Source organism: Thauera sp., assembly GCF_035444905.1.
Taxonomy (GTDB): domain Bacteria; phylum Pseudomonadota; class Gammaproteobacteria; order Burkholderiales; family Rhodocyclaceae; genus Thauera.
On sequence record NZ_DAOMPS010000001.1, the window covers coordinates 118,885 to 144,222 of the forward strand.

The following is a 25,338-nucleotide window of genomic DNA, read 5'->3' on the forward strand; positions in this document are numbered from 1 at the left end:
TCGATGAGCAATACGCAGAGCTACGTCCACGGCGCATCCGACAAGCCACTGATCGGCCAGACCATCGGCCGCTTCTTCGATGAGGCCTGCGCGCGCCACGCCGAGCGCGAGGCCCTGGTGGTGCGCCACCAGAATGTGCGCCTCACCTACGCGCAGCTGAAGAGCCGCGTCGACGCGCTCGCCTGCGGGCTGATGCGCCTTGGCCTCGAGCCGGGCGAGCGCATCGGCATCTGGTCGCAGAACACCATGGAGTGGGCGCTGACCCAGTTCGCCAGCGCCAAGGCCGGCCTCGTTCTGGTGAACATCAACCCCGCCTACCGCCGCTCCGAGCTCGAATACGCGCTCAACAAGGTCGGCTGCCGCGCGCTGGTGCTGTCGCCCGCCTTCAAGTCGAGCAACTACCTCGAGATGATCGCCGACCTCGCGCCCGAGCTCGGCCACTGCGAGCCCGGCCTGCTGCGCAGCCACCGTCTGCCCAGCCTGGAGATGGTGATCCGCATGGGCGCGGACACCTCGCCCGGCATGATCAATTTCGATGCGCTGCTGCGGACGCCCAGCCGCGAGGAGCTGACCGCGCTCGCCGTGCTGTCCGAGAAGCTGCAGTTCGACGATCCGATCAACATCCAGTTTACCTCCGGCACCACCGGCCACCCCAAGGGCGCGACGCTGTCGCACCACAACATCCTCAACAACGGCTTCTTCGTCGGCGAGGCGATCAAGCTCGTGCCGGGCGACCGCCTGTGCATCCCGGTGCCGCTCTACCACTGCTTCGGCATGGTGATGGGCAACCTCGGCTGCCTGACTCACGGCGCCACCATGGTCTACCCCGCCGAGGCCTTCGAGCCGCTGGCGGTGCTGGAGACTGTGGCGCAGGAAAGATGCACCGCCCTCTACGGCGTGCCGACGATGTTCATCGCCGCGCTCGATCATCCGCGCTTCGCCGAGTTCGACCTCGGCAGCCTGCGCACCGGCATCATGGCCGGCAGCCCGTGCCCGATCGAGGTCATGAAGCGGGTCATCGGCAAGATGAACATGTCGGAGGTGACCATCGCCTACGGCATGACCGAGACCTCGCCGGTGAGCTTCCAGAGCGGCACCGACGACCCCATCGACCGCCGCGTGTCCACCGTTGGCCGTGTCCAGCCGCATCTGGAAGTGAAGATCGTCGACACCGAAGGCCGCATCGTGCCGCGCGGCCAGGCGGGCGAGCTGTGCACCCGCGGTTACTCGGTGATGCTCGGCTACTGGGACGACGAGGCCAAGACGAAGGAGGCGATCGACGCCGGCGGCTGGATGCACACTGGCGACCTCGCGGTGATCGACGACGAGGGCTTCTGCAACATCGTCGGCCGCATCAAGGACATGGTGATCCGTGGCGGCGAGAACATCTACCCGCGCGAGATCGAGGAGTTCCTCTACGCCCATCCCAAGGTGCTCGACGTGCAGGTGGTCGGCATTCCCGACCAGAAGTACGGCGAGGAGCTGTGCGCCTGGATCATCGTCCGCGAGGGCGAACGTCTTACCGAGGACGAGGTGCGCGCCCATTGCCAGGGCCAGATCGCGCACTACAAGATCCCGCGCTACATCCGCTTCGTCGACAGCTTTCCGATGACGGTGACCGGCAAGATCCAGAAGTTCCTGATCCGCCAGAAGATGAAGGAAGAGCTCGGGCTCGACGAGGCGAAGACCGCCTGAGCGCCGGCCGCCCGATCGAGGCCAACCCGCATCGCGACCGTTTCCTCCCCCCTGGGAGCGCCGGGCGCGATCGTCATTCGACAGGAAACCGATTCATGACGACCACCAGCCTGCCCACCGCCGTCCGCATCGTCGAGATGGGCCCGCGCGACGGCCTGCAGAACGAGAAGCAGCTCGTCTCCACCGACACCAAGCTCGAACTGGTGCGGCGCCTCGAGCGCGCCGGGCTGAAGGCGATCGAGACCACCTCCTTCGTGTCGCCCAAGTGGGTGCCGCAGATGGGCGACAACGCCGAGCTGCTGCCGCGCGTGCTCGCCGCCGCCGCGCCCGGTGTCGCCTACCCGGTGCTCACCCCCAACCTCAAGGGCTTCGAGGCCGCGCTCGCCGCCGGGGCGAAGGAGGTCGCGGTGTTTGGCGCCGCCTCCGAGTCCTTCAGCCAGAAGAACATCAACTGCTCGATCGCCGAGTCGCTGGAACGCTTCCGCCCCGTCACCGAGGCGGCGCACGCCGCCGGGGTGCGCGTGCGCGGCTACGTCTCCTGTGTGGTCGGCTGCCCCTACGAGGGCGCGATCGCGCCGCAGGCGGTGGCGAACGTGGCGGCGACGCTGATGGAGATGGGCTGCTACGAGGTCTCGCTTGGCGACACCATCGGCGTTGGTACCCCGGCTAGCATCGCCCGCATGCTCGAGGCGGTGGCGAAGCGCGTGCCGGTGGCCAAGCTCGCGGGCCACTACCATGACACCTACGGCATGGCGGTGGCCAATGTCTTTGCCTCGCTGCAGATGGGCGTGGCGGTGTTCGACGCCTCGGTCGGCGGCCTGGGTGGCTGCCCCTACGCGGCCGGCGCCTCGGGGAACGTCGCCACCGAGGATGTGGTCTGGTTGCTGCATGGGCTGGGCATCGGGACCGGCATCGAGCTCGATGCGCTGGTCGATACCGCCGCCTGGATCAGTGCCCAGCTCGGCCGCGAGCCGGCCTCGCGGGTGGCGCGTGCGGTGCTGGCCAAGCGCGCCAAGGCGTTCGGCACCTGAAGCTGGGCCGGTGGGCGCGCGCGTCTGCGCCGGCTGGTTCATAATCCGGTTTCAGTTTCACGAGGCGAACCACACGCATGGGCCGCCCGCCGCCCCTACAGAGATTTCGACATGAGTGTTGCTTCCCCCTGCATCAACATCTGTCGCATGAGCCCCGAAACGGGTTGGTGTGAAGGCTGCCAGCGCACGATCGAGGAGATCACGCGCTGGAGCCGGACCAGCGACGAGGACCGCCGTGCCATCCTCGCCGCGGTCGCCGAGCGCCGAGAATGGATGGACGCGGCCGTGCCTGCGGTGGAGCGGCGCGCATGAGTGGCGATGCGCTGTGCGTCGGCGTGTGCATGATCGACTGGGATTCGGGCGTGTGCCTGGGCTGTGGGCGCACCGCCGACGAGATCAACGGCGTGCCGGTGGCGCCGCCGCCCGAGGCGCTGGTGCCCGCGAACGACAAGCCCACGCCGCTACCGGCCAACGTCGCCGCCCAGCTCGGGGAGGGCAGCGATTGAGCGCACGCCCCCGCCTGCCCGATACCCTGCAGGTCTTCGAGCGCGGCTGGCTGTCGGCCAACAACGTGCTGCTGTTCGACGGCGGTGAGGTGACCCTGATCGATTCGGGCTACGTCAGCCACGCCGCGCAAACGGTGGCGCTGCTGCGCGCCGCGCTCCACAACCGGCAGCTGACGCGGCTGATCAACACCCATTCGCATTCCGACCACATCGGCGGCAACGCCAGCGTGCAGCGCGCCTTCGGCTGCAGCATCACCGTGCCGGTCGGCATGGAGCGCGCGGTGACGCACTGGGACGAGGCGGCGCTGCTGCTGTCGACCGCCGCCCAGGCCGGCGAGCGTTTCCACGTCGACGCCACGCTCGCGCCCGGCGACCGCTTTCTCGCCGGCGAACTCGAATGGCAGGCGATTGCCGCCCCCGGCCACGATATGGACGCGCTCGCCTACTACAACGCCGAGCGCCGCGTCCTGATGTCGGGCGACGCGCTGTGGCGCGACGGCTTCGGCATCCTGTTCGCCGACGTGCTGGGCACCGGCGACGGCCTCGGCGAGGCGCGGCGCACGCTGGAAGGCATCGGCCGGCTGGCGGTCGACGTGGTCATCCCCGGCCACGGCGCACCCTTCGCCGAGTTCGACGACGCGCTCGAGCGCGCCTTCGCCCGCCTGCGCGCCTTCGAGGCCGACGGCGCGCGCATGGCGCGCAACGCCATCCGCGCCTGCATCACCTTCCGCCTGCTCGATGTGCGCAGCATGGCGCTCGACGAGCTGCCGCGCCATCTGGACGAGACGCCGCTGTACCGCGAGGCCAACCAGCGCTTCCTCGGGCTGGCGCCGGACGCCCTTGCCGGCTGGCTGGTGAAGGAGCTCGAACGGGCCGGCGTGGCGCGACGCGAGCACGGCATGCTGGTGGCGAGCTGAGCCGGGTGATGGGCCTGCTCGGCCGCCGCCTCGCTGTGCGCGACCGCTCGCGAGGCGCCGCCCCCTCGGGCAGGCGGTCGTCACGAGCCCGATCATGCTCGCCGGCCTGATCCACGCCGAGCGACCGGACGAGCTACGCCGCGGTCTGCGCTGGCTGTATGGCTTCGTGCGCCCGCAGCGGCGTCGCATCGCCGGTCTGCTGCTGCTGTCGTTCGCCGCCACGCTGCTGGTGCTGCTGCAGCCCTGGCTGACCAAGCTGTTGATCGACGACGGCCTGCTGGCGCGCGATTACCGCACGCTGCTGCTGGTCGCCGGCGCGATGATCGTGGTCGGCATCGCCGGCACCGTGCTCGCCGGGGTGAACCGGCAACTGCACACGCGGCTCTCCGGCATGATCCTGTTCGCCCTGCGCAGCGACCTCTACCGCCACCTGCAGACGCTGTCGCCGGCCTTCTACGGCCGCCAGCGCATGGGCGACCTGATGTCGCGCCTCGACGGCGACGTCGCCGAGATCCAGCGCTTCGCGGTCGACAGCCTGTTCGCCGCGGTCAGCAGCGTGATCGGTCTGGTCGGGGCGGTGGCGCTGATGCTGAGCCTGTCGTGGCAGCTGTCGCTGCTGGTGCTGGTGCTGGTGCCGCTCGAGGCCCTGTGGCTGCGCTGGATGCGGCGCAAGGTCGAGGTCCGCACGCGCACCGTGCGCGAGCGCGCGGCCGATGTGTCGAGCTTCCTGGTCGAGACCCTGCCGGCGATGAAGTTCATCCAGGCCTCGCGCCGCGAGGCCGACGAGCGCAGCCGGCTCGACGGCCTCGGCACGCGCTACCTCGACGACCTGCTGCGCTTGCAGCGCACCGAGTTCATGACGCATGCGATCCCGGCGACGTTGACCTCGCTGACCCGCGCCGCCGCCTTCATGATCGGCGGCTGGTGGGTGATCGAGGGCAGCTGGCAGCTCGGCGCCCTGATCGCCTTCTCGACCTACCTCGGCATGGCCACCGGGCCGGTCAACAGCCTGCTCGGCCTCTACGTCGCGATCCAGCGCATGAGCGTAAGCCTGATGCGGGTCAGCGAGCTGCGCGAGGCCTCGGCCGATGTCGTGGAGGGCGCGGATGCCGCCTTGGCGCCGGCGCCCGCGCCAGCCTGGCGAGGCCAGATCGCGTTCGAGGGAGTCAGCTTCCGCCACCAGGGGCGTGCGGAGGCGGTGCTCGACCGTGCCCGGCTGACGATCCCGGCAGGCAGCAAGCTGGCGCTGACCGGCGCCTCCGGCGTCGGCAAGTCCACGCTGATCGATCTCCTGCACCGCCACTATGACCCCCAAGGCGGGGTCATCCGTCTCGACGGCGTCGACCTGCGCGCGGTCCCGCTCGGCGAGCTGCGCCGCACGGTGGCGGTCGTGAGCCAGGACATCGTCCTGTTCCGCGGCACGCTCGCCGACAACATCCGCTATGCCGCACCGCAGGCAGACGACGACGCGGTGCGCGCGGCGGCGCGGCGGGCGCATCTCGATGCGCTCGTGGCCAGCCTGCCGCAGGGCCTGGATACGCTGCTAGGCGAGCGCGGCCAGCAGCTCTCCGGCGGCCAGCGCCAGCGCATCGCGATCGCACGCGCGCTGTTGCAGGATCCCTGCGTGCTGGTGCTGGACGAGGCGACCTCGGCGGTCGACGAGGCGACAGAGGCGGCGATCATTGCCGAAGTCGATGCGCTCTTCGCCGGACGCACCCGCATCCTGATCAGCCATCGCGCGGCGACGCTCGCCGGCTGCGATGTGCGCGTGCGGCTCGAGCGCGGGCGGCTCGAGGTCCTGCCGCCCGCGGCGGAGCCGGTGTAGCGATGGCGCTGCGGATCGCGGTGGTCGATAGCGGCTGTGCGGTGGCGCATGCGCCACGGGTGCGCGCGGCGGCCGCTTTCGTGGTCGACCACATCGGCCTGAATCAGGTGCCGGCCACTGGCGACACGCTCGGTCATGGCAGCCGGGTGGCAGACATCCTGCTGCACTGTGCCCCGCAGGCCGACCTGCTGGTCGCCCAGGTGTTCCGCGAACGCCTGACGACCACTGCGGCGCAGGTGGCGGCGGCAATCGACTGGGCGGTGGCCAGTGACGCCCAACTCGTCAATCTCAGCCTTGGCCTGCGCGAACCGCGCCCGGTGCTGGCCGAAGCGTGCGCACGCGCAACGGCGGCTGGGGTCGTCCTGTGCGCGGCGGCGCCCGCGCGTGGTGCGGCGGTGTATCCCGCGGCCTTCCCTGGCGTGCTGCGGGTGACCGGCGATGCGCGTTGTGCGCCCGCCGAGCTCGCTACGATCGGCACCGCCCAGGTCGATTTCGGCGCCCATGTGCGCCCGCTCGACGGCAGCCTCACGGGCGCCGGTGCGAGCATGGCCTGCGCCTGGTTCAGCGGCCTGGCGGCGCGCTACCTGGTGGCAGGGGGCAGCGCGGACGGCCTGCGCGCCGCGCTGGCGGCGCAGGCCAGCCACCACGGCGTGGACAACCCGAGGACAAGACAGCATGGCGGCTGAAGGCATCGTCATCATCGGCGCGGGGCCGGCCGGCGCGGCCGTTGCGATCGGACTGGCACGCATGGGCGAGCCGGTGGTGCTGGTGGGCGAGCCGCGCCGCTTCGCAGCGGTCGAGGGCGTATCGGGCCGGGTCATCGATGCGCTACGCGGCCTTGGCCTGCAGCAGGCGCTGAAGGCCTTCGCGCCGCCTTCGCCGCGGCGGGCGAGCTGGAATGGCACCTACACCGAGGCCAACCAGGAAAGCCTGGTCGACCGCCAGCGCTTCGACCACGGGCTGCTGGACGATCTCGAGCGCCTGGGCGTGCCGGTGGTGCGTGGCCGGGTGACGGCGCTGCATTCGACGGCGGGTCGCCACGAGCTGGAGATCGACACTGACGCTGGGCTGCGCAGGCTGGCCGCCGGTTTCCTCGTCGAGGCGCGGGGACGCGCTGCGCCGGGCGGCGGCACGCCGCGGGTGCGCGGGGTGGAGACGGTATCGCTGCTGCAGTACTGGCGGGGCCCGGTGGGCGAGGCCGGCTCGGCCGTGCTCAGCGTCGAGGACGGCTGGATGTGGATGGCCGCCCTGGCCGATGGACGGCGTTATCTGCAATTGACGGTGGACGTCGCCAGCGCCGCGCTGCCGCCGAAGAGAGCGCTGGGCGACTACTGCAACGCGCGTTTTCGTGCAGTCGCGGCGGCGGCGCCCTTCCTGCGCGACGCGGCCCCGGTCGGCGAGCCACATGCCCGCAGCAGTACGGCGGTGCTCAACGAAGCGGTGGCGGGCGAGGACTGGATCCGCGTCGGCGATGCGGCAATGGCAGTCGATCCGCTGTCGGGCAACGGCATCTTCCAGGCCCTGTCTTCTGCACTGCAGGCGCCGGCGGTGGTTGCCACGCTGCGCCACGACCCGGCACGCGCACAGCTCGCGCAGCAATTCCACACCCAGCGCATCGAGCACCTGTTCTACCGCTTCGCGCGCATCGGCCGCGACTTCTACGCCCAGGAGACGCGCTGGCCGCAGTCGCCGTTCTGGGCGCCGCGCCGCGGCTGGCCCGATGCCGCCCCGCTGCACGCCGTGGTGACGCCAGACCGCGTCGATGTCGCACGCCGGCCGGTGGTGTGCGAGGGCCGCATCCTCGAGGAGGAAGTCGTGGTGACGCCCGACCAGCCGCTCGGTGTTTGGCATGTCGACGACATCGCGGTGGCGCCGCTGTTGCGCGCCGTGCGCGAGCAGGGGGGCACGACGCATGCCCCGCAAGCGGCTCAGGCGCTGCTGTGCGCGCGCTTCGGCCTCACGCCGGCGCGTGCGCGCGCACTGCTGAGCTGGATGCGCGCCCAGCGCTGGCTGCCCTGAGCGCCGCCGGGACTACTCGAAGCGATAGCGCATCATCGCGCTGACCCGGCTGATCGTGCCCTTGTCGTGCTGGAAGGTCTCACGCTCGCCGAAGCTGTAGTCGACGCCGACGTCGACGTTGCGGTACGGATTCCAGAAGGTGTTGAGGAAGAGCTGGCGCAGGCGGCGGTTGGGCGCGAAGTCCGACAGCGGGCCGCCCACCGCGGCGAGCTGGGCGGCGTTCGCCTCGTCGTCGCGGGCGAAGCGCGTCCAGGCGAAGGCGGCGGTGCTGCGCAGGGCGTCGCTCCATTTGTGCGTGTAGCCCAGATGGGCCCCCCAGCCCTGCCACAGCCGGATGCCCTCGGTGCTGTCAACCGCCTGCTGCACCAGGCCGTTGTACATGTAGCGGCCGATGCCTTCGCCGCCGGCCGCCAGCAGCACGACGCTGTCGCGCGTACCCAGGTTGACCCGCGCACTGGCGGCGAGCCCGTAACCGCGGCGGTCGTGGCGCTCGTTGTCGTACTGCATCGTCACGCCGCGCAGCGAGAAGTGGCCCCAGTCCGTGTCCTGGTCATAGCGCGCGACAAGGTCGTAACCGGTGTCGAAGTCGGCGTTGGGCGGCCGTGTCCAGCTGTTGCCGATCGAGTTCTCGACCGCGAACTCGACGCGTCCGCGCTCGCCCAGCGGCAGGCCGTAGCGCAGCATCGCCTGACGGATGGTGGGGACGATGCCGGTGCTGTTCCATTCGACCAGTTCGGGAATCGCGCGCAGATCGACGAAGGTGCTCCAGGTCTGCCCGGCGAGCAGGCCGCCGAGCTTCACATAGGCTTCGCGCAGGCGCAGGCTGGTCTGGGTCTCGCCGCCGAGGTCGTTGCGGCCGTCGAAGTCGGCCTCGAGCTTGGCGGTGAGCGGGCCGGCGTCGGTCGCGGTCGGCGTCGAGGCGAGCAAGCCGAAGCGCGAGCCGCGCGCGGTGGCGTAGGTCTGGCCGTGGCGGCCGCCGGCTGCGCTGTGGTCGAGCGGCTGCACGAACAGGCTGTTGGCCCAGCCCACGGTGTTGATGTTCGACAGTCGGCCCTTGATGTCGTAGGTGGCATCGAGGCGGGCATGGCCGTAGACCTTGATCGAGGTGTCCGTGCCGGGCAGCTTGAACGAGCCCGGCAGCTCGCCGACCTCCACGTAGCGGCCGGCAGGCGGCGTGGTGGCGGGGCCCGGTGCGGCCGCGGTACGCAGCGGTTCCTTCAGCGCGGCGACTTCGGCCTGCAGGTCGCGCACCATGCGGCGCAGCTCGGCCACGTCGTCGTTTGCCAGGGCGGTCGTGGTGGACGCCAGCAGCAGGCCGGCGGCGAGGGTGCGCAGCGTGGGCTGCGCGAGGCGGTGGTGATTCATGTCTGTCTCCTTCATTGTTCGTGCGATCGGCCCGGGCTGGTGGGCGGTAGGGGCGTGCGCCGGCCGCCGGCCGTGCCGGAGGCGCGGTCGTCGGGTTGGACTCGAGCGGGGATGTGGCCGGCGACTGCCCGCGGGGCGGGTGCGCCCGGCTTAGAGCAGGGCCGGCTTGCGCTGCTGGACCCAGCGCGTCGCCTGCTCGTACGCGTGGGCGAGCTGCAGCACGGCACGGTCGGCCTGGGCGCGGCCGATCACCTGCAGGCCCATCGGCAGGCCCCGGGCGTCGAAGCCGGCCGGGACGTTGATGATCGGTAGCCCGGCGAGCGTGCCGCCGATCACCACTTCCATCCAGCGGTGGTAGGTGTCCATCGGCCGCCCGGCGACTTCGGTCGCCCAGTGCAGCCCGGCGTCGAAGGGGAACACCTGGGCGGTCGGCAGCACCAGGTAGTCGTAGGTCTCGAACAGGCGGCGCAGGGCCTCGTACCACTTGCTGCGCTGCACGCTTGCCTGCCATACCTCCGTCGCGCCCAGCTTCAGTCCGCCTTCGATCTCCCAGATCAGCTCGGGCTTCATCAGCGCGCGCTTGGCGGGGTCGGCATACAAGCCTCCACCCAGGCCGGCGATGGTGAAGTGGCGCAGGGTCAGCCAGGTGTCCCACAGCTGCGCCATCGGGTAGTCGGGCATCGCCTCCTCGACCACGCAGCCGATCGCCTCGAAGCCCTTCAGCGCCTCGCGGCACAGCTCGAGCACGCCGGACTCCATCGGCAGGTAGCCGCGGTAGTCGCCCATCCAGCCGATGCGGGTGCCGCTGAAGTCGCGCTGCAGCGAGGCGGTGAAGATTGCCGGATCCTGGTCGATCGACAGCGGCGTGCGCGCATCGTGACCGGCCTGAACCGAAAGCAGCATCGCGAGGTCGCGCACGCTGCGCGCCATCGGGCCTTCGTAGGCCATCTGCTGGAAGAAGACCTCACCGGTGGGGCCGAAGGGTACGCGTCCCTGCGAGGGGCGGAAGCCGAAGACGTTGTTGTAGGCCGCGGGATTGCGCAGCGAGCCCATCATGTCGCTGCCGTCTGCGACCGGCAGCATGCGGGTCGCCAGCGCCACCGCGGCGCCGCCGCTGCTGCCGCCGGCATTGCGGCCGGGATCGTAGGCATTACGGGTGATGCCGAAGACGGTGTTGTAGCACACCGAGCCGAGCCCGAATTCCGGCGTGTTGGACTTGCCGATCATGATCGCGCCGCTGCGGCGCATGCGCTCGACCATGATCGAGTCCTGCCTCGGCACGTAGTCCTTGAAGATCGGCGAGCCGTTGGTGGTGGGGATGTCGGCGGTGTTGGTGAGGTCCTTCGGCGCCTGCGGCAGGCCGTGCATCCAGCCCAGGTACTGGCCGCGCGCGAGCTGGGTGTCGCGCTCGTCGGCCTGCTTCAGCAGCTGCTCGCGGTCCTGCAGCGACACCAGGGCATTGACCACCGGGTTGACGCGCTCGATGTGGTCGAGAAAGGCGTTCATCACCTCTCGGCACGACAGCTTGCGCGCGCTGATCCAGCCCGACAGCTCGAGCGCGTCGGCCATCACGATGTCCGTGGCGGTGGCGGCGCCACCGCCTGCCGCTACGGCATGGCCCCCCGGCACGCCGGGCACGGCCGCCGCGGCCGCGAGCAGGCCGGCGCGGCGCAGAAACTCGCGCCGGCCCATGCCCGGTGTCTGCGGCGTGCCGGCCGGTCCGCCGCCCGCCTTGTTGCGCATATTGTCCATCCTCGTCTCCTTGTTGTGCTGGGCAAGCGCCCGCGGCGGATTCTGGAAACGCAGTGAAGATTACTCAAGCGCATAATATTCATTGAATGGATGCAGATACTGCATCCACTTATGGAGCTGATATGGACACCCGCAAGCTCAGGCATTTCGTCGCACTGTGCGAATACGGCACCTTCAACCGCGCCGCCGAGGCGGTGCACCTGAGCCAGTCGGCACTCAGCCGCAGCATCCAGGCGCTGGAGCAGGAGCTGGGCGCGCGGCTGGTCGACCGCATCGGCCACCGCACGCGGCTGACCGCGTTCGGGCAGTCGCTGCTGGTTCGCGCGCGCCGGGTCTTGCAGGAGGAAACCGAGCTGCAGCGCGAGCTGGCCCTGGTGCACGCGGGCGAGTTCGGTGAGCTCGCATTGGGCGTCAGTCCGACGCCGGCCTCGATGCTGCTGCGCCGTTGCCTGGTCGAGCAGGCGCGACTGCGTCCGCGGCTGCGCATCAATGTCACTATGGGACGCACGCGGGAACTGCTGCAGATGCTGCGCGCCGAGCGTCTCGATGTGGTTGTCGTCGATGCGACCGACATCGGCGATCCTGATGGGCTGGCGATTGAACATCTCGCCACGCTGCCGGGTGACTTCCTGTGCCGCCGTGGCCATCCGCTGCTGGACCTGCCGGCGGTGGACTTCGCTGCGCTGCTGAACTATCCGGTGGCCTGCTCGGCAGTCAGTGATGCGCTGGCGCAGACACTGGTTGAAACCTTTGGCCCGGCGGCTCACCCGAACCGGCTGATGACCTACCGCTGCGACAGCTACGAGATTCAGCGCCAGGTCGTGATGCAGAGCGACACCGTGTTGATGAGCGTTCTGGCGATCATGCGGGCCGAGATCGAGGCGGGCGAGCTGGTGCCGCTCGGTGTGATGCCCGGCGTGCTTCACGGGAGCTATGCCATCGTGCGCTTGCCGGGGCGCACGCTGTCACCCGCGCTGGTGCACATCCACGAGCAGGCGAGGGCCTGTTTCCAAGCCTGAGCGTGAGGTCCGTGCTGGCGTCCGGTTGCCGATTTGGGCTAATGGCGTCAAAAGCAAAATCTATCGCTCGGTCCGTCGGAGCGTCTCCGAGGGCAGTTCGCCGAACATCGTCTTGTATTCGGCGGCGAAGTGCGATAGGTGCCAGAAACCCCAGCGCGCGGCGATATCGGCGACGGTCGTGCGGCCGCCCGGGTCGGTGGCCTTCAACGCGCGCCGTACCGCATTGAGGCGAATTGCGCGCAGGAACTTCACCGGATTCAGGTCGAGTACGTCCTGGAAGCTGTATTGCAGGGTGCGGCGCGACACACCGAGCTCGATGCACAGGTCGGCGACGGTGATCGGTTCGTCGATGTGGGCTTCCATGTAGGCGCGGGCGCGCGCCACCACGAGCTGGCGGGCGTGGCACGAGGGGGCGGCGGTCTGCTGGCCGGCGTCCCACGACAGCGTGTCGAGCAGGGTCGCGAACAGCGCCTGCTCCATCGCCTTGCGCATCTGCGCGTGCTGCAGCAATTCGGGCGTTGCGCGCAGGCTGGTCATCATCGTGGCCAGCAGTCTGCCGAGTGCCTCGATCCGCTCGGGCGTCGCCGGCGCCATCCTGCGCCCGGCGAGCTCGGCCTCGAGGTTTCGATGATCGACCTGTTGCGCGTAGTCGCCGAGCGCCTTCGCATCTGCCGTACAGGCCAGGATCTCGAGCTGGCGAGGTGTGCGAAAGTCCAGCTCGTCCGTCCCCCCCAGCGTCAGCATGGAGTGCGCGCCATAGACCTCGCCCGCAAACCACCCCGTGCCGTCGATCGCGACTGGGACCGCGAATGTGCGCGACCCCGGCCAGGCCCCACCGGTCTGGTGTACCGACTGGTTCAGCCCTTCGCGGAACAGCTGCACCTTGTCGAAGCAGAACTCCTCGAACAGTCCGGCGAAGCTGCCGGCGCTCAGCTGATCGTAGCGCTGCTGCCAGTTACTCAGGCAGGCGGCGTGATCGTCGGCATCCTGCGTGTCGCGTCGAGCATGCGAATAAGGGAGCTTCCCCGTCTTCGCGGCGGCCGGGCTCATTGCCTGCACTCCCCCGGGAGCGGCCCGGTGGTGTTGGCCAACATGTCTCTTCCTTTCCCGATCGGCGTGCGATCGTCGTTGTCGTTATGGACTTCAGACAGGAGCTGATCAAGGACTTCCGCCTTGGCTGTGTGATCCCCGATCCGATTTCAGAATGGCACGTCAGCGCACGCCGTGGCAAGCCGGACGCCGGATCTCCGCTTGCCGTTTTCGGCTAACGCGACTGGCGAACGGTGGCCTAGGATGAATGAAGCCTTCTGCAGGAGCCCGGCGACGATCGGGAGCGGTGGGCGCTTCATCAGAGGACACAAGAGGAGATCCGGCCTTGAAGATCAAAACAACGACGGCTGCAGCGAGCAGCCTGGTAGCCCTTGGCGTCGCGCTGGCATCCCCGCCGGCCGTCGCCTCGGCCGAAGCGCTGATCCGCGCCAAATGCCTGCCCTGTCACACCCAGGGCGATGAAGGCCTCAGCCGCATCAGCCAGCAGCGCAAGACCCCCGAAGGCTGGCTGATGTCGGTGGCGCGCATGCAGATCATCCACGGCCTGAAGATCAGCGACGAGGAGCGCCGCACGGTGGTCAAGCACCTGGCCGACACCCAGGGGCTGGCGCCGTCCGAGACCGCCGGCGTGCGCTACGCGGTGGAGCGTCGGCTCAATACCGTCGAGGCCTTCGAGTCGGAGAAATTCACCCAGATGTGCGCGCGCTGCCATTCCGGGGCGCGGGTGATGCTGCAGCGCCGCCCGGCGCAGGAGTGGGAGCACCTGGTGCATTTCCACCTTGGCCAGTTCCCGACCACCGAGTACCAGGCCCTAGCGCGCGACCGCGACTGGTTCGGCATCGCGTTGAAGGAGATGGTGCCCGAGCTGGCGAGCGAGCTGCCGCTGGCGTCCGAAGCCTGGACGCAGTGGCAGGCGCGGGCGCCGCAGGAAGTGAAGGGCGAGTGGAGCATGAGTGGCCACCTGACCGGCCGCGGTGGCTTCTCGGGCGTGATGAAGGTTGCGGCGGGCGAGGGCCAGGACCGCTACACGCTTGCCATCGACGGTCGCTGGGACGACGGCAAGCCGATGCAGGGCAAGGGTCAGGCCTTGATCTACACCGGCTATGAGTGGCGTGGCGATCTGGTGGTGGACGGCACGCCGATGCGTCAGGTGTTTGCGGTGGAGGACGGCGTGATGCGTGGGCGCATGTTCCTGCGTGATCAGGACGAGGTCGGCGCCGACGTGCTCGCCAGCCTGCAGCAGGCGGGCAACAGCCGCGTGCTGGCGGTACATCCAGCCTACCTGAAGGCGGGCGAGGCGGCCGAGCTGCGCATCGTCGGCTCCGGCCTGACGGGCGAGGTGACGCTGCCGCAGGGCGTGAAACTGCTCGATACGGTCAAGCGCTCGGCCACCGAGGTCGTGGTCCGCGTGCAGGCCGACGCGGCGGCGCGCGGCGTGCATCCGGTCGCGGTCGGCGCGGCGTCGGGCGGCAGCCTGGCGCTGTACGACAGCATCGCCGCGGTGAAGGTGCTGCCCGCGTTCGCGGTCGCCCGCATCGGCGGCAACGGCACACCGACAGCCAAGGTCGAAGCGCGCTTCGATGCCGAGGCCTGGGCGGCCGGTGCCGACGGCAAGCCCGGCACCGAGGACGACTTCCGCATCGGCGTGGTGCCGGCGCTGTGGTCGGTCGAGCCCTTCGACGAGGCCGCGGTGCGCGACGAGGACGTCAGGTTCGCCGGCCTGATGGATGCCGCGAGCGGGGTGTTCGTGCCGGGCGATGCCGGCCCCAACCCGGCGCGCCGCATGTCGGCGAGCAACGTGGGCAACCTCAAGGTGGTGGCCGAAGTGGCGCAGGGCGGTGAGCGCCTGCGCGGCGAAGGGCAGGTGATCGTAGCCCCGCCGCGCTGGAACAACCCGCCGCTGCCCTGATCCGCCGCGCGCGATGTTTCCGGCAGGCGTGGCCTGCCCTCCGCAACCCCGACACCGAAGGAGGCTCCCATGGGTGCCGTCTTGAATCTGGTGCAGAACAACCTGCACGAGCTGCGCGTCGATGAAACGCGCATGCTGTTCCACATCCCGAGCAGTTCGCTGTTCGCGCTCGACCCGCTGACCGCGGCGCTGATCGATCGCATCCGTCGTCAGAGCCTCACCGCCGAGGCCCTGATCGATGGCCTGCGCAAGGAGTTCGACGCCGACGAGGTGGCCGAGGCGATCCGCGAGCTGGTGGCGCTCGAGCTCATCGACGACGGCCGCCCGGCCGGCGCCAGTGCGCTCGCACACACCTTCGAACGCTTCCCGCTCACCACGGTGGTGCTCAACGTCAACACCGGCTGCAACCTGAGCTGCACCTACTGCTACAAGGAAGACCTCGACAAGCCCTCGGCGGGCAAGAAGATGGCCTTCGAGACCGCGCGTGACGCGATCGAGATGATGCTGCGCGAGTCGCCCGACGAGCCGCGCTACAACGTCGTCTTCTTCGGCGGCGAGCCGCTCAGCAACCTGCCGCTGATCAAGGACGTGGTGGCGTACTGCGAGGCGCGCTTCGCCGAGCTCGGCAAGCCGGTCGATTTCGTCATGACGACGAATGCGACCCTGCTGTCCGACGACACCATCGCCTGGCTCAATGCCCATCGCTTTGGCCTGTCGATCAGCATCGACGGCCCCAAGGCGATCCACGACCGCAACCGGCTTACCGTCGGCGGCCAGGGCAGCTACGAGACCGTGCGGCGCAAGGCCGAGCGCCTGCTGTCGCGCTACACCGCACGGCCGGTCGGGGCACGGGTGACGCTGACCCACGGCACCACCGAGGTCGAGCGCATCTGGGACCACCTGTTCAACGAACTCGGTTTCGCCGAAGTGGGCTTCGCGCCGGTGACCTCGGGCGATATCAGCACCTTCAACCTCACCGGCGAGGAGCTGGTCGAGGTATTCGCCGGGCTCAAGCGGCTTGGCGAGCGCTACCTGGAAGCGGCGCTGGCGGGGCGCAACATCGGCTTCTCGAACATGCACCAGCTCATCACCGACCTGCACGAAGGTCACAAGAAGGCGCTGCCCTGCGGCGCCGGGCTGAAGATGCTGGCGGTCGATCACAAGGGCGAACTGAACCTGTGCCACCGCTTCACCGGCTCCACGCTGCCGACCTTCGGCGACGTGAAGAACGGCATCAAGCGCGAGCAGCTCGGCGACTTCCTGTCCCAGCGCCTGGATCGCACCGATACCGGCTGCGCCAGCTGCCGCATCCGCAACCTGTGCTCGGGCGGCTGCTACCACGAGAGCTACGCGCGCTACGGCGACCCGGCACATCCCACCTACCACTACTGCGATCTGATGCGCGACTGGGTGGACTTCGGCATCGAGGTCTACAGCCGCATCATGGCCGGCAACCCGGCCTTCATCGAACAGCACATCACCCCGAGGAGGGCGTCATGAAACATCTCAAGGCGATCAACAACAAGGCGCGGCTGCTGGACAAGGCGGTGGGCGAGAACCGGGTCGAGGAAGTGGTGGCGATGAGCGCCATCGCCGGCTGTGCGGCGACCGTGGACCCGGGCTGGGAAGTGGACGCCTTCGGTGGCGTGTCCTCGCTGTGCCAGCCGATGGAGTCCGATCTCTATGGCTGCGCCGACCCGTGCTGGTGGCCGGCCCAGGTGCCGGACGTGATGAACACCTACCCGGACTGGAACAAGGACGCGACCAACTCGCGCGAGGACTGGCGCAATCTCGGCTCGGTCTTCCCGGGCGACAAGCTGTAAGGGGGCAGCCATGAAGAAAACGATGATCGGCGGCGCGCTGCGCCGCAGCGCGGCTACGCTCGCCTGTCTGGCTGCGGGCGCCTTGCCTGCGATTGCAGCCAATCCCGCCGCGGCGGCCAACGAATCGCTGGCGCTCAAGCCCGGCAACGAGTACCTCATGGTGGCCAACTACCCGAACAACCTGAACGTGGTCGATCTGGCCAGCGAGCGCGTCTACAAGACCTGCACGCTGCCCGACGCCTTCGGGCCCGGCACCACCCAGATCGCGCCCGACCGCCGCACCGCCTACATCCTCAACAACCGCTTCGGCACGATCTACGGCATCGATCTCGACAGCTGCAAGCTCACCTTCCGCGCCGAGATGTCACAGGGCGACAACGAGCGCGCCAAGTCGATCGCATCCTTCACCGTCAGTCCTGACGGCAAGGAGCTGTACGCGGTGCAGAACCCGACCCAGATCAACCGCGACCACTACCGCGTGGGCGAGCCCCGCTTCGCGGTGTACGACACGAGCGCGGGCCTGGAGGCCAAGCCGGTGCGCATGTTCCCGGCGCCGCGCCAGGCCAACATCATGCAGGCGGGCGACGACGGTGCGGTCTATCTGGCCGGGCCGAACATCTACAAGGTGGATGTGAAGACCGGCGCGATGACGGTGGCGCTGCCGATCCGCGATTGGCAGCGGCCCACCCATGCGCCGCTCGACGTGCTCTACATCTGGCCGGTGCAGACGCCGCAGCGGGATTTCACCCTGCTCTACACCACGGCGAAGTTCCAGGATGACAAGCAGGACATGGCAAGCGCCGAGTACCAGTACGGCTTCCTCAACGTAAACCTGAAGAGTGGCGAGACCGAGGCGCGCGAGTTCGGCCCGCTGACGGAGATCTACTTCACCGGCCTGCGCTCGCCGAAGGACCGCAACATCATCTACGGCCTGCTGCACCGCCTCACCAAGTACGACATCGCGCAGCAGAAGCTGGTGCAGGCCGCCGAGCTCGACCACACCTACTACACGCTGCTGACCAACCAGGCCGGCAGCCGGCTGTACCTCACCGGCACCTTCAACGACATCTCCATCCATGACGCCGACACGCTCGCCAAGGTCGGCCAGGTGAAGCTGCCGGGTGGGGACATGTCGCTCGGCACCGGGCAGGTTTTCGTGCGCTGAGCCCGAACTCGCAAGCACTGATCCGCTGACCCCGCGTCACGGGGCGTTCATCGGGGCCTTGACCGGCCCCGAGGAGGCCCCGCACGCCAAAACAATCAATCAGGAGACGTACATCATGCGCATTCACACGACCGTGGCCGCCTTGCTCGCGGGGCTGGCCACGCTGGGCAGCGCACAGGCCGCCGATTTCTATGAGCGCGACGGCACCACCCTGGGCTTCAATGTGGACGGCATGGCCGGCGCCTTCTCGACGCGCGAGGACTACCTCGGCGAAGGCGGCAGGCAGTGGCGCGAGGCCTTCATGCACGGCGTGCTGGTGGGCAAGACCCGCGCCGGGGAGGGTGAGCTGTATGGCGGGCTGGGCGCGATCGCCCAGGGCACCTGGGGTGACGGCGACGCCGGTGGCTACACCACCGGACGCGAGCGCGACGTCGACCTGGAGGATGCCTACCTCGGCTGGCGCAGCGCCGGCGGCCTGCTCGACCTCTCCTTCGGTCGCCAGCAGTTCCAGCTCGGCGACGGCTTCCTGATCGCGGGCGACCGCATCAACCTCGGCAAGGGTCTGGACGTGCTCGGTGTCGACGTCGATCGCGGTGGCGCCTACTACATTGCGGCCAAGAAGAGCTTCGGCAACACCGCCATCCTGCGTGTCGATCCGGACGGCCCCGTGCGCGGCGACGCCTTCTGGCTGCAGTCGAACAACCCCTACCACCAGGACACGGAGCTCGGCGGCCTCAATGTGGAGTATGTGTCGGAGACGCACGGCACCCTGGGCCTGAGCTGGATGAAGGTGCTCGACGTGGACAAGGGCAGCGGCCTGGGCATCTTCGACCGCCGCGACGGCATGCGCATCACCAGCGTGCGCGGCCAGGGCAGCCTCGGGGTGGAGAACCTGTTCCTGTCCTTCGAGTATGTGGACCAGCGCGGCGGCAGCGACGTGGTGACGAACGACGCCGACGCGTGGACCGTCGAGGGCGGGTGGACCTTCGCCGAGCTGCCGTGGAGCCCGACGCTGAACTACCGCCATGCGCGCTTCTCGGCCGACAAGGCGGGGACCGATCGCAACGAGGCCTTCGATCCGCTGTTCTTCGGCCTCAGCCGTGGCCTCGGCACCTGGTTCCAGGGCGAGGTCGCGTCCAACTATGCCGGCCCGGCGAATAGCGGCAACAAGGTGGACCGGCTCGAGCTGACGCTGGCGCCGCGCGCGGACCTGTCGGTGAGCCTGCAGTACTGGGACATCAAGTCCATTGGCGATGCCGCCGACCTCGACGGGCGCGAGATCGACCTGTTCGCCTTCTGGCAGATCAACGACAACTTCACCTTCGTGCCGCTGATCGGCATCTACGAGCCGCGCGGCGGGGACGTGAAGGCGCTGCAGGGCAACGACCGCCGCAACGTCTATCTGCAGGCGGTGATGCTGTTCAACTTCTGATGCGCGCGGACTCCGCGTCCGACAGCGCAACCCGATTACCTCAAAACGCATACAAATACGGAGACGAACGATGGATCGATACAAGGGTGATTTGCTGAGCGCCAACACACGCCGCTTCCTGGCCCAGCCCAAGCGCATGCTGATCGGCAGTGAGTGGCTGGAGGCCGTCGGCGGGGGCACGCTTGAGGTGGTCGACCCGGCCAGCGCGCAGGTGTTCGCCAGCGTGCCGGCGGGCGAGGCGGCCGACATCGACCGCGCGGTGGCCGCGGCGCGTAAGGCTTTCGAGCACGGCGAATGGCCGAAGATGCGCCCGGTGGACCGTGAGCGCCTGCTGCTGCGCCTGGCCGACCTGGTGGAGGCGAACGCGCAGGAACTGGCCGAGATCGAGGCGCTCGACAACGGCAAGCCGGTGACCATGGCGCGCGCGGTCGACCTGGCGCTGATGGTGGATTTCCTGCGCTACATGGCGGGCTGGGCGACCAAGATCGAGGGCTCGACGATGGAAGTGTCGGTGCCGCTGGTGCGCAACCGCGAGTTCTTCGGCTTCACCCGCCGCGAGCCGGTGGGCGTGGTCGGTGCGATCATCCCGTGGAACTTCCCGCTGTTGATGGCGGCGTGGAAGGCGGGGCCGGCGCTGGCCTCCGGCTGCACCATGGTGCTCAAGCCGGCAGAGGAGACCCCCTTGTCGGCGCTGCGCTTCGCCGAGCTGGTGCTGGAGGCGGGCTACCCGGCCGGGGTGTTCAACGTGGTGACCGGCCACGGCCACACCGCGGGGGCGGCGCTGGCCGCGCACACCGGCATCGAGAAGGTCGCCTTCACTGGCTCGACCGAGATCGGCAAGCTGGTCGGCAAGGCCGCGCTCGACAACATGACGCGGGTGTCGCTGGAGCTCGGCGGCAAGAGCCCGGTGATCGTGCTCGACGACGCCGATCCGGCGGCGGCGGCGGCGGGTGCGGCGCAGGCGATCTTCTTCAACCAGGGCCAGGTGTGCTGCGCGGGTTCGCGCCTGTATGTGCACAAGAGTCGTTTCGAGCGCGTGGTCGAGGGCTTGTCCGAGATCGCTGCGGGCATGAAGCTGGGCGCCGGCATCGACCCGACGACCCAGATCGGTCCGCTGGTCTCGGCCACCCAGCAGCAGCGCGTGCTCGGCTACATCCGCAGCGGCTTCGACCAAGGCGCGCGCGCGCTGGCGGGCGGCGCGGCGGGCGAGGGCGAGGGCTACTTCGTCAAGCCCACGGTGCTGGTCGACACCCGCGACGACATGAAGGTGGTGCGTGAGGAGATCTTCGGCCCGGTGGTGGTCGCGATGCCTTACGACGACCTCGACGAGGTCGCCCGCCGCGCCAACGACACGCCCTACGGCCTGGGCGCCAGCATCTGGTCGAACGATCTGTCGCGGGTGCATCGGCTGCTGCCGAAGATCAAGGCCGGCACGGTATGGGTCAACTGCCACAACATCCTCGACGCCTCGATGCCCTTCGGCGGCTACAAGCAGTCGGGCATCGGTCGCGAGATGGGGCGCGCGGTGCTCGACCTGTATACCGAGAGCAAGTCGGTGATCATGGCCCTGTGAGCGCCCTGCGCGCTGCGGCGTGGCCGGCCGCGCGCAGGGCGGGGCCGCGGGCCACCGGCCCGCGGCCCCGGTGGCTGCGAGGAGGAAAGGGAATGAATGCCCCCGAACTGGCGGTGGCGGCCTGCCACACGCTCGATCTGACGTGGATCGCGGCCGCGCCCGCGGAGCGCGCACGCCACTGGCAACGCATCCATGGCGATGCCGAGCTGGCGGGCTGGCTGGCGCCGCTGCGGCCCACCCATCTGTATTTCGGCAGCGAGTTCTGCGAACACCTGCTGCCCTCGACGCGGGTACTGCGCGAGGCCTTGCGCCAGGCGGAGGACGTCGGCCTGCGTCTGGTCCTGCTGACCCCGGTCGCCTCGCCCGAGGTCCTGGCGCGGCTCGATGCGCTGCTGACCATGCTGCCGGCCGGCAGTGAGGTGGTGGTCAATGACTGGGGCGTCGCGCATGAGCTGGCGAGCCGCTTCCCGGACCTGCGTCCGGTGGCCGGGCGCGTGCTGTGCCGCATGACCAAGGACCCGCGGCTCGATGCGGGCTGGGCGGGCCGTTGCGGCCATGGCCTCGCGGCGCCGACGATGCGCGGCCTGTTCGCGCGGCTGGGAATCGAGAGTCTGGAGATCGATGTGCCGCTGTTCGCCGACGCCACCGCGTTCGCCGACCTGCCCTTGCCCACCGCGGTGCACCTGCCCTACGTCTATGTGGCCAAGGGGCGCATGTGCCGGGCGGGCTCGCTGGCGGTGAAGGGACCGGAGCGATTCGCCGTCGGCCGCCGCTGCCAGAAGGAATGCCTGCGCTTCTCGGCGCTGGCCTCGCGTCCCGGGCGGGCGGACGCGGGGGCCAGCGTCCAGTTGGGCAACACCATGTTCAGCCGCCATTCGGCGGCGATGGCGCACAGCCTGAGGCAGGCGGTCGACAGCAGGCGTGTCGCCCGCCTGGTCGTGCCGGGAGCGCCGCTATGAGGATCGTCGCCCCGGTGTCGCGCGTCGCCGAGATCGAGCCGCTGGCGCAGGCAGGCGCGAACGAGTTCTACTGCGGCCTGGTGCCACCCGACTGGCTCGGCCGCTTCCACGCGATCAATGCCAATCGCCGTCCGTCGGGCAACCTGACCCGCTACGAGGACCTGGCGAGCGCGATCGACATCGCCCATGCGCATGAGGCAACCGTGTCGCTGGTGCTCAATGCCCAGCACTATTCCGCCGCCCAGATCGGTGCCGCGGAGGACATCGCCGGGCGTTTCGCCGAACTGGGCGGCGATGCGCTGATCATCAGTGATCTCGGCCTGCTCCATGCGCTGGCGATTCGCTTTCCGGCCCTGCGCATGCACGTCAGCTCGGTGGCGACCTGCCGCAACGCCGGGGCGGCGCGGCTGTGCCGCGAGCTCGGCGCGCAGCGCCTGATCCTGCCGCGCGACGTCACCCTGGCCGAGGCCGCCAGCATCGCCGCCGAGGTGCCCGACATCGAGATCGAGGCTTTCGTGCTCAACGACGGCTGCATCTTCGAGGAAGGCGCCTGCCACACCATCCACCTGCCGGGCCAGCTCGGCGGGCCGATCTGCCTCGATCGCTTCGAGTACCGCTACCGCCGTCGTGATGGCAGCGACGTGTCGCCGCGGCTGGCGGCGCGCCTGCAGGAGAACGATGCCGAGTACGAGCGCTGGCTGTGGTACCGCTTCTCCTGTGGCTTCAGCACTACGCCCGAAGGACTGCCCTATGGACCTTGCGGCTTGTGTGCGGTGCCGGCGCTGCGACGCGGGCGGGTGGCGGCGATCAAGATCGCCGGGCGCGAGGCGCCCACCGCGCGCAAGCTGGCGAGCGTGCGCATGGTGAAGTCGGTGCTCGAGCGCGCATGCGAGGGCACGGATGACGCGGAGGTACGCGATTTCGCGATGAAGCTGCGTCCTTCGGAGGTGCACTGCGCGACCGGCTACATGTGCTACTACCCCGAAGTGCTGCGCACCGAGGTGGCCTGAGGTGGTCGGGCTGCCCCGCCGTTTGCCGAGCTGGGCCCTCACCGTGGTCGTGGCGGCGCTGGCCGCGCTGTGGCCGCCGCTCGGCAATCTCGTCCTTGCGGCCGTGGCGGCACTTGCCGTGCATGCCGCCTTGAGGCCGGCGCGGCGGGTGCAGGTGCTCGCCGTTGCCGCGATGCTGGCGTGGGCCTGCGTCCTTGCGCTGGGCTGGCATTTCGCTCGTGATCACTTCGCGCTGCGCTACGTCTGGCTGTACAGCAGTGCCGACTTGCCGCTGCATCTGAAGATCGCCAACGTCTGGGGCGGGGACGAGGGCACGACCTTGCTGCTGGCCGCCTGTCTCGCCAGCCTGGCCGCACGTGCTGCACGGGCCGGCCTCGATGATGGACGGCGCTCGGTGGCGGCGGCGCTGCTTGCCTGGCACGGCCTGCTCGCGCTGTGGCTGACCCCCTTCGCCGCTACGCCCGCCGACTGGCTGGCGCAGCTGCCGTCGCAAGGCATGAATGCACACCTGATGAAGCCGTGGATGCTCTTCCATGCGCCGCTGGTGGTGGCGGCCTACGGATGGACGCTGATGCTCGCCGGCCCCGCGCTCGATGCCTTGCGCGGCCGCCAGACGGCCTGGCCGCCGCTCGCCCGTATGCGCGCCCGGCGCGCCTGGGTCGTGCTCACCGCCGGCATCGGCTTCGGCATGCTGTGGGCGTTCGAGGACGCGATGTACGGTCAGGTGTGGCACTGGGATCCGGTGCAGACCGCCGTGTTCTGCCTGTGGTGCCTGCTCGGGGCGCATCTGCACGGGGTGACGGCCTGGGGGCCGGGGCGTCGGCGCTGGCGGCTGATGCCGGCTGCAGCAGCGCTTGCCGCTGCGGCCGTGCCGCTGGTGATGGCGGTGACGCGCAATCCGGCCCTGGCCAGCTCGCACCGTTACGTTGGCGCCGATTCCTGGGTGGCGCACGTGGCGCTCGGCAGCATCCTGCTCGTGCTCACCTTCGGCTGCGCTATGGCCGGTCGCGGGCGTGGACTGGCAGTGGCGGGGGCGCAGGCACGGCCGGCCGCGTCGCTCGGCTTGTGGCTCGCCCAGCTATGCTTTCTTACCGCAGCCCTCGTCGCGGCCGGACAGCTGCTGTTCGCGTTCGCGGCCACGGCGCTGGAGATGCCACGCCCGGAGGCGTACAAGCCCTTCCTCGCGATGCTTGCGAACATGGTGACCGGGCGTGAGCTGGCGGCGCTGCGCGCGGCGTTCGAGCAATGGGATGTCGACGGCTATGCGCTCGCGCGCGGCTTGCTGGTTCCGCTGGCCGGATTCGGCCTGACAGGTGGTTGGTATTTCTTCCGCCGATTGTCTGTCGCAGCGGGGCGCCTTTCCCTCGCGCTGGCACTGGTGGTGGCGGCCGCGAGCGTCTTGTGGACGGGGCCGCTGACCCGGCTTTACGCCGGCGAAGGCATTCTCTCGCAGCAAGTGGTGGCCCTGCTGCCGCTGCTGGACGCGGCGTTGCTCACCAGTGCCTACCTGGCCCTGGGGGGTATCGCGTGGGCGGTTGCCGTGGTTCGGCGCCATGGTCGCCGCGGCGTGGTGCCGGCGATCCCCTTGATGGCGATTCATGCGGGTGTCGCGCTCGCACTGTGTGGGGGTCTGCTGGCGACGGCACTCAACAGCTACTCCGAGCATGAGATCGTCTTCGACGGCGAGCCGAGCGCGTGGAAACGGGACCGTAACGGCTACGCCTTCCGTCTTTCCGCCATCCGGCTCGAGCCGGTGCACGACGGGGCGTTCGGTGCGGCTTCCAGCGTCCGGGCGCTCACCGTGATCGAAGCACGCGGCGCGTCAGGCGAAGTGATGGATGGGCAGACGCTTTACCGCGACTCGCGCTCGCCGCCCCAGCGCTACGATGGTCCCTTGCGCCAAGTCTGCGAGATGCTCGACTACCGCTACGCGCGCCATGTCGGCACTCCTGGCTACCTCCTCGATCCGCTGATCGATCAGGACTGGTCGCGCGCGGTACAGTTCTGGGTGTCGCCGGCCGGCGTGGTCGAGGCGATGACGGGGCGGGCGGGCGGCACGGCAGTGTTCGTCGTGGTGAAGGTGTTCCCACTGATTTCGCTCTTGTGGACTGGTCTCGCGCTCATGCTGCTCGGTGGGGGCTGGCTCGCGTTGACCGGTCTTGCCGACAGGAAGGTGGCGGGGCGTGCTCCGCATGGGGTGGCTGACTGATGGTCCGGGTTGTTCCCGATGCTGCGTCCGCGCATTGATCTGCAACAAGCGGATACAATCAGGCTCACACATTTTCCGG

At 69.4% G+C, this 25,338-nt stretch carries 21 protein-coding genes; 18 read left to right on the top strand and 3 right to left on the bottom strand.

Annotated elements, in window-relative coordinates:
* Window positions 1–3 precede the first annotated feature (3 nt).
* From PLC66_RS00545 to qhpG, 8 genes are all read left to right on the top strand, one after another.
* Window positions 4–1,695: an AMP-binding protein gene (locus PLC66_RS00545; RefSeq protein ID WP_324536825.1), complete on the top strand. Its 1,692-nt coding sequence runs from the start codon at window positions 4–6 to the stop codon at window positions 1,693–1,695.
* 95 nt (window positions 1,696–1,790) lie between these two features.
* The gene (locus PLC66_RS00550) at window positions 1,791–2,726 is read left to right on the top strand and encodes a hydroxymethylglutaryl-CoA lyase (protein ID WP_324536827.1); all 936 of its coding nucleotides are present in this window, start codon (window positions 1,791–1,793) and stop codon (window positions 2,724–2,726) included.
* 111 nt (window positions 2,727–2,837) lie between these two features.
* A complete protein-coding gene (locus PLC66_RS00555; protein WP_324536829.1) occupies window positions 2,838–3,038 on the top strand; it encodes a DUF1289 domain-containing protein in 201 nt (66 codons plus the stop codon).
* Entirely contained in the window at window positions 3,035–3,232 is a 198-nt protein-coding gene (locus PLC66_RS00560; protein ID WP_324536831.1) for a DUF1289 domain-containing protein, read from the top strand. Before PLC66_RS00555 ends, PLC66_RS00560 begins: the two co-directional genes overlap by 4 nt.
* Window positions 3,229–4,149: an MBL fold metallo-hydrolase gene (locus tag PLC66_RS00565; protein WP_324536833.1), complete on the top strand. Its 921-nt coding sequence runs from the start codon at window positions 3,229–3,231 to the stop codon at window positions 4,147–4,149. The genes PLC66_RS00560 and PLC66_RS00565 overlap by 4 nt, the downstream gene beginning before the upstream one ends.
* 94 nt (window positions 4,150–4,243) lie before the next feature.
* On the top strand, window positions 4,244–5,974 hold the full coding sequence (locus tag PLC66_RS00570) for an ABC transporter ATP-binding protein (protein ID WP_324536835.1): 1,731 nt from the start codon (window positions 4,244–4,246) through the stop codon (window positions 5,972–5,974).
* A gap of 2 nt (window positions 5,975–5,976) precedes the next feature.
* On the top strand, window positions 5,977–6,660 hold the full coding sequence (gene qhpE / locus PLC66_RS00575; RefSeq protein WP_324536837.1) for a subtilisin-like serine protease QhpE: 684 nt from the start codon (window positions 5,977–5,979) through the stop codon (window positions 6,658–6,660).
* Complete coding sequence (qhpG, locus tag PLC66_RS00580) at window positions 6,650–7,993, top strand: flavin-dependent monooxygenase QhpG (RefSeq protein WP_324536839.1); 1,344 nt, start codon at window positions 6,650–6,652, stop codon at window positions 7,991–7,993. The genes qhpE and qhpG overlap by 11 nt, the downstream gene beginning before the upstream one ends.
* A gap of 12 nt (window positions 7,994–8,005) precedes the next feature.
* Here qhpG and PLC66_RS00585 read toward each other — a convergent pair whose 3' ends face one another.
* Both PLC66_RS00585 and PLC66_RS00590 read right to left on the bottom strand, forming a co-directional pair.
* Window positions 8,006–9,358 (bottom strand): DcaP family trimeric outer membrane transporter, encoded by a 1,353-nt coding sequence (locus tag PLC66_RS00585; RefSeq protein WP_324536841.1) that lies wholly within the window; start codon window positions 9,356–9,358, stop codon window positions 8,006–8,008.
* Window positions 9,359–9,508: 150 nt separating this feature from the next.
* On the bottom strand, window positions 9,509–11,110 hold the full coding sequence (locus PLC66_RS00590) for an amidase (protein WP_324536843.1): 1,602 nt from the start codon (window positions 11,108–11,110) through the stop codon (window positions 9,509–9,511).
* 122 nt (window positions 11,111–11,232) lie between these two features.
* On the opposite strand from PLC66_RS00590, the gene PLC66_RS00595 reads away from it, so the two are divergent.
* Entirely contained in the window at window positions 11,233–12,129 is an 897-nt protein-coding gene (locus PLC66_RS00595; RefSeq protein ID WP_324536845.1) for a LysR family transcriptional regulator, read from the top strand.
* A gap of 60 nt (window positions 12,130–12,189) precedes the next feature.
* Here the strand turns inward: PLC66_RS00595 and PLC66_RS00600 are convergent, their stop codons facing one another.
* The gene (locus PLC66_RS00600) at window positions 12,190–13,179 is read right to left on the bottom strand and encodes a helix-turn-helix domain-containing protein (protein WP_324536847.1); all 990 of its coding nucleotides are present in this window, start codon (window positions 13,177–13,179) and stop codon (window positions 12,190–12,192) included.
* 325 nt (window positions 13,180–13,504) lie between these two features.
* Between PLC66_RS00600 and peaA the strand changes: the two genes are divergently transcribed.
* From peaA to ccsA, 9 genes are all read left to right on the top strand, one after another.
* Window positions 13,505–15,088 (top strand): quinohemoprotein amine dehydrogenase subunit alpha, encoded by a 1,584-nt coding sequence (peaA, locus tag PLC66_RS00605; protein ID WP_324536849.1) that lies wholly within the window; start codon window positions 13,505–13,507, stop codon window positions 15,086–15,088.
* Between the two features lie 69 nt (window positions 15,089–15,157).
* Window positions 15,158–16,588 (top strand): quinohemoprotein amine dehydrogenase maturation protein, encoded by a 1,431-nt coding sequence (gene peaB / locus PLC66_RS00610; RefSeq protein WP_324536851.1) that lies wholly within the window; start codon window positions 15,158–15,160, stop codon window positions 16,586–16,588.
* Window positions 16,585–16,911 carry a quinohemoprotein amine dehydrogenase subunit gamma gene (gene qhpC, locus PLC66_RS00615; protein WP_324536853.1) on the top strand — a complete coding sequence of 109 codons (327 nt, stop codon included), beginning with the start codon at window positions 16,585–16,587 and terminating at the stop codon, window positions 16,909–16,911. The genes peaB and qhpC overlap by 4 nt, the downstream gene beginning before the upstream one ends.
* Window positions 16,912–16,921: 10 nt before the next feature.
* Window positions 16,922–18,076 (top strand): quinohemoprotein amine dehydrogenase subunit beta, encoded by a 1,155-nt coding sequence (peaD, locus tag PLC66_RS00620; protein ID WP_324536855.1) that lies wholly within the window; start codon window positions 16,922–16,924, stop codon window positions 18,074–18,076.
* A 115-nt stretch (window positions 18,077–18,191) separates the two neighbouring features.
* On the top strand, window positions 18,192–19,508 hold the full coding sequence (locus PLC66_RS00625) for an alginate export family protein (protein ID WP_324536857.1): 1,317 nt from the start codon (window positions 18,192–18,194) through the stop codon (window positions 19,506–19,508).
* Between the two features lie 70 nt (window positions 19,509–19,578).
* A complete protein-coding gene (locus tag PLC66_RS00630) occupies window positions 19,579–21,081 on the top strand; it encodes an aldehyde dehydrogenase family protein (protein ID WP_324536859.1) in 1,503 nt (500 codons plus the stop codon).
* A 92-nt stretch (window positions 21,082–21,173) separates the two neighbouring features.
* Window positions 21,174–22,040 carry a hypothetical protein gene (locus PLC66_RS00635; RefSeq protein WP_324536861.1) on the top strand — a complete coding sequence of 289 codons (867 nt, stop codon included), beginning with the start codon at window positions 21,174–21,176 and terminating at the stop codon, window positions 22,038–22,040.
* Window positions 22,037–23,050: a U32 family peptidase gene (locus PLC66_RS00640; protein ID WP_324536863.1), complete on the top strand. Its 1,014-nt coding sequence runs from the start codon at window positions 22,037–22,039 to the stop codon at window positions 23,048–23,050. The genes PLC66_RS00635 and PLC66_RS00640 overlap by 4 nt, the downstream gene beginning before the upstream one ends.
* A gap of 1 nt (window position 23,051) precedes the next feature.
* Entirely contained in the window at window positions 23,052–25,259 is a 2,208-nt protein-coding gene (gene ccsA / locus PLC66_RS00645) for a cytochrome c biogenesis protein CcsA (protein WP_324536865.1), read from the top strand.
* Window positions 25,260–25,338: the final 79 nt, after the last annotated feature.

Bases quoted from the DNA above. Each gene is read 5' to 3' on its own strand.
- qhpG (WP_324536839.1), top strand. From the start codon at position 6,650: ATGGCGGCTGAAGGCATCGTCATCATCGGCGCGGGGCCGGCCGGCGCG.
- peaB (WP_324536851.1), top strand. From the start codon at position 15,158: ATGGGTGCCGTCTTGAATCTGGTGCAGAACAACCTGCACGAGCTGCGC.
- qhpC (WP_324536853.1), top strand. From the start codon at position 16,585: ATGAAACATCTCAAGGCGATCAACAACAAGGCGCGGCTGCTGGACAAG.
- peaD (WP_324536855.1), top strand. From the start codon at position 16,922: ATGAAGAAAACGATGATCGGCGGCGCGCTGCGCCGCAGCGCGGCTACG.
- PLC66_RS00630 (WP_324536859.1), top strand. From the start codon at position 19,579: ATGGATCGATACAAGGGTGATTTGCTGAGCGCCAACACACGCCGCTTC.
- qhpE (WP_324536837.1), top strand. From the start codon at position 5,977: ATGGCGCTGCGGATCGCGGTGGTCGATAGCGGCTGTGCGGTGGCGCAT.
- PLC66_RS00590 (WP_324536843.1), bottom strand. From the start codon at position 11,110: ATGGACAATATGCGCAACAAGGCGGGCGGCGGACCGGCCGGCACGCCG.
- PLC66_RS00570 (WP_324536835.1), top strand. From the start codon at position 4,244: ATGCTCGCCGGCCTGATCCACGCCGAGCGACCGGACGAGCTACGCCGC.
- PLC66_RS00635 (WP_324536861.1), top strand. From the start codon at position 21,174: ATGAATGCCCCCGAACTGGCGGTGGCGGCCTGCCACACGCTCGATCTG.
- PLC66_RS00600 (WP_324536847.1), bottom strand. From the start codon at position 13,179: ATGAGCCCGGCCGCCGCGAAGACGGGGAAGCTCCCTTATTCGCATGCT.
- PLC66_RS00545 (WP_324536825.1), top strand. From the start codon at position 4: ATGAGCAATACGCAGAGCTACGTCCACGGCGCATCCGACAAGCCACTG.
- PLC66_RS00555 (WP_324536829.1), top strand. From the start codon at position 2,838: ATGAGTGTTGCTTCCCCCTGCATCAACATCTGTCGCATGAGCCCCGAA.
- PLC66_RS00625 (WP_324536857.1), top strand. From the start codon at position 18,192: ATGCGCATTCACACGACCGTGGCCGCCTTGCTCGCGGGGCTGGCCACG.
- PLC66_RS00585 (WP_324536841.1), bottom strand. From the start codon at position 9,358: ATGAATCACCACCGCCTCGCGCAGCCCACGCTGCGCACCCTCGCCGCC.
- PLC66_RS00640 (WP_324536863.1), top strand. From the start codon at position 22,037: ATGAGGATCGTCGCCCCGGTGTCGCGCGTCGCCGAGATCGAGCCGCTG.
- PLC66_RS00595 (WP_324536845.1), top strand. From the start codon at position 11,233: ATGGACACCCGCAAGCTCAGGCATTTCGTCGCACTGTGCGAATACGGC.
- PLC66_RS00550 (WP_324536827.1), top strand. From the start codon at position 1,791: ATGACGACCACCAGCCTGCCCACCGCCGTCCGCATCGTCGAGATGGGC.
- PLC66_RS00560 (WP_324536831.1), top strand. From the start codon at position 3,035: ATGAGTGGCGATGCGCTGTGCGTCGGCGTGTGCATGATCGACTGGGAT.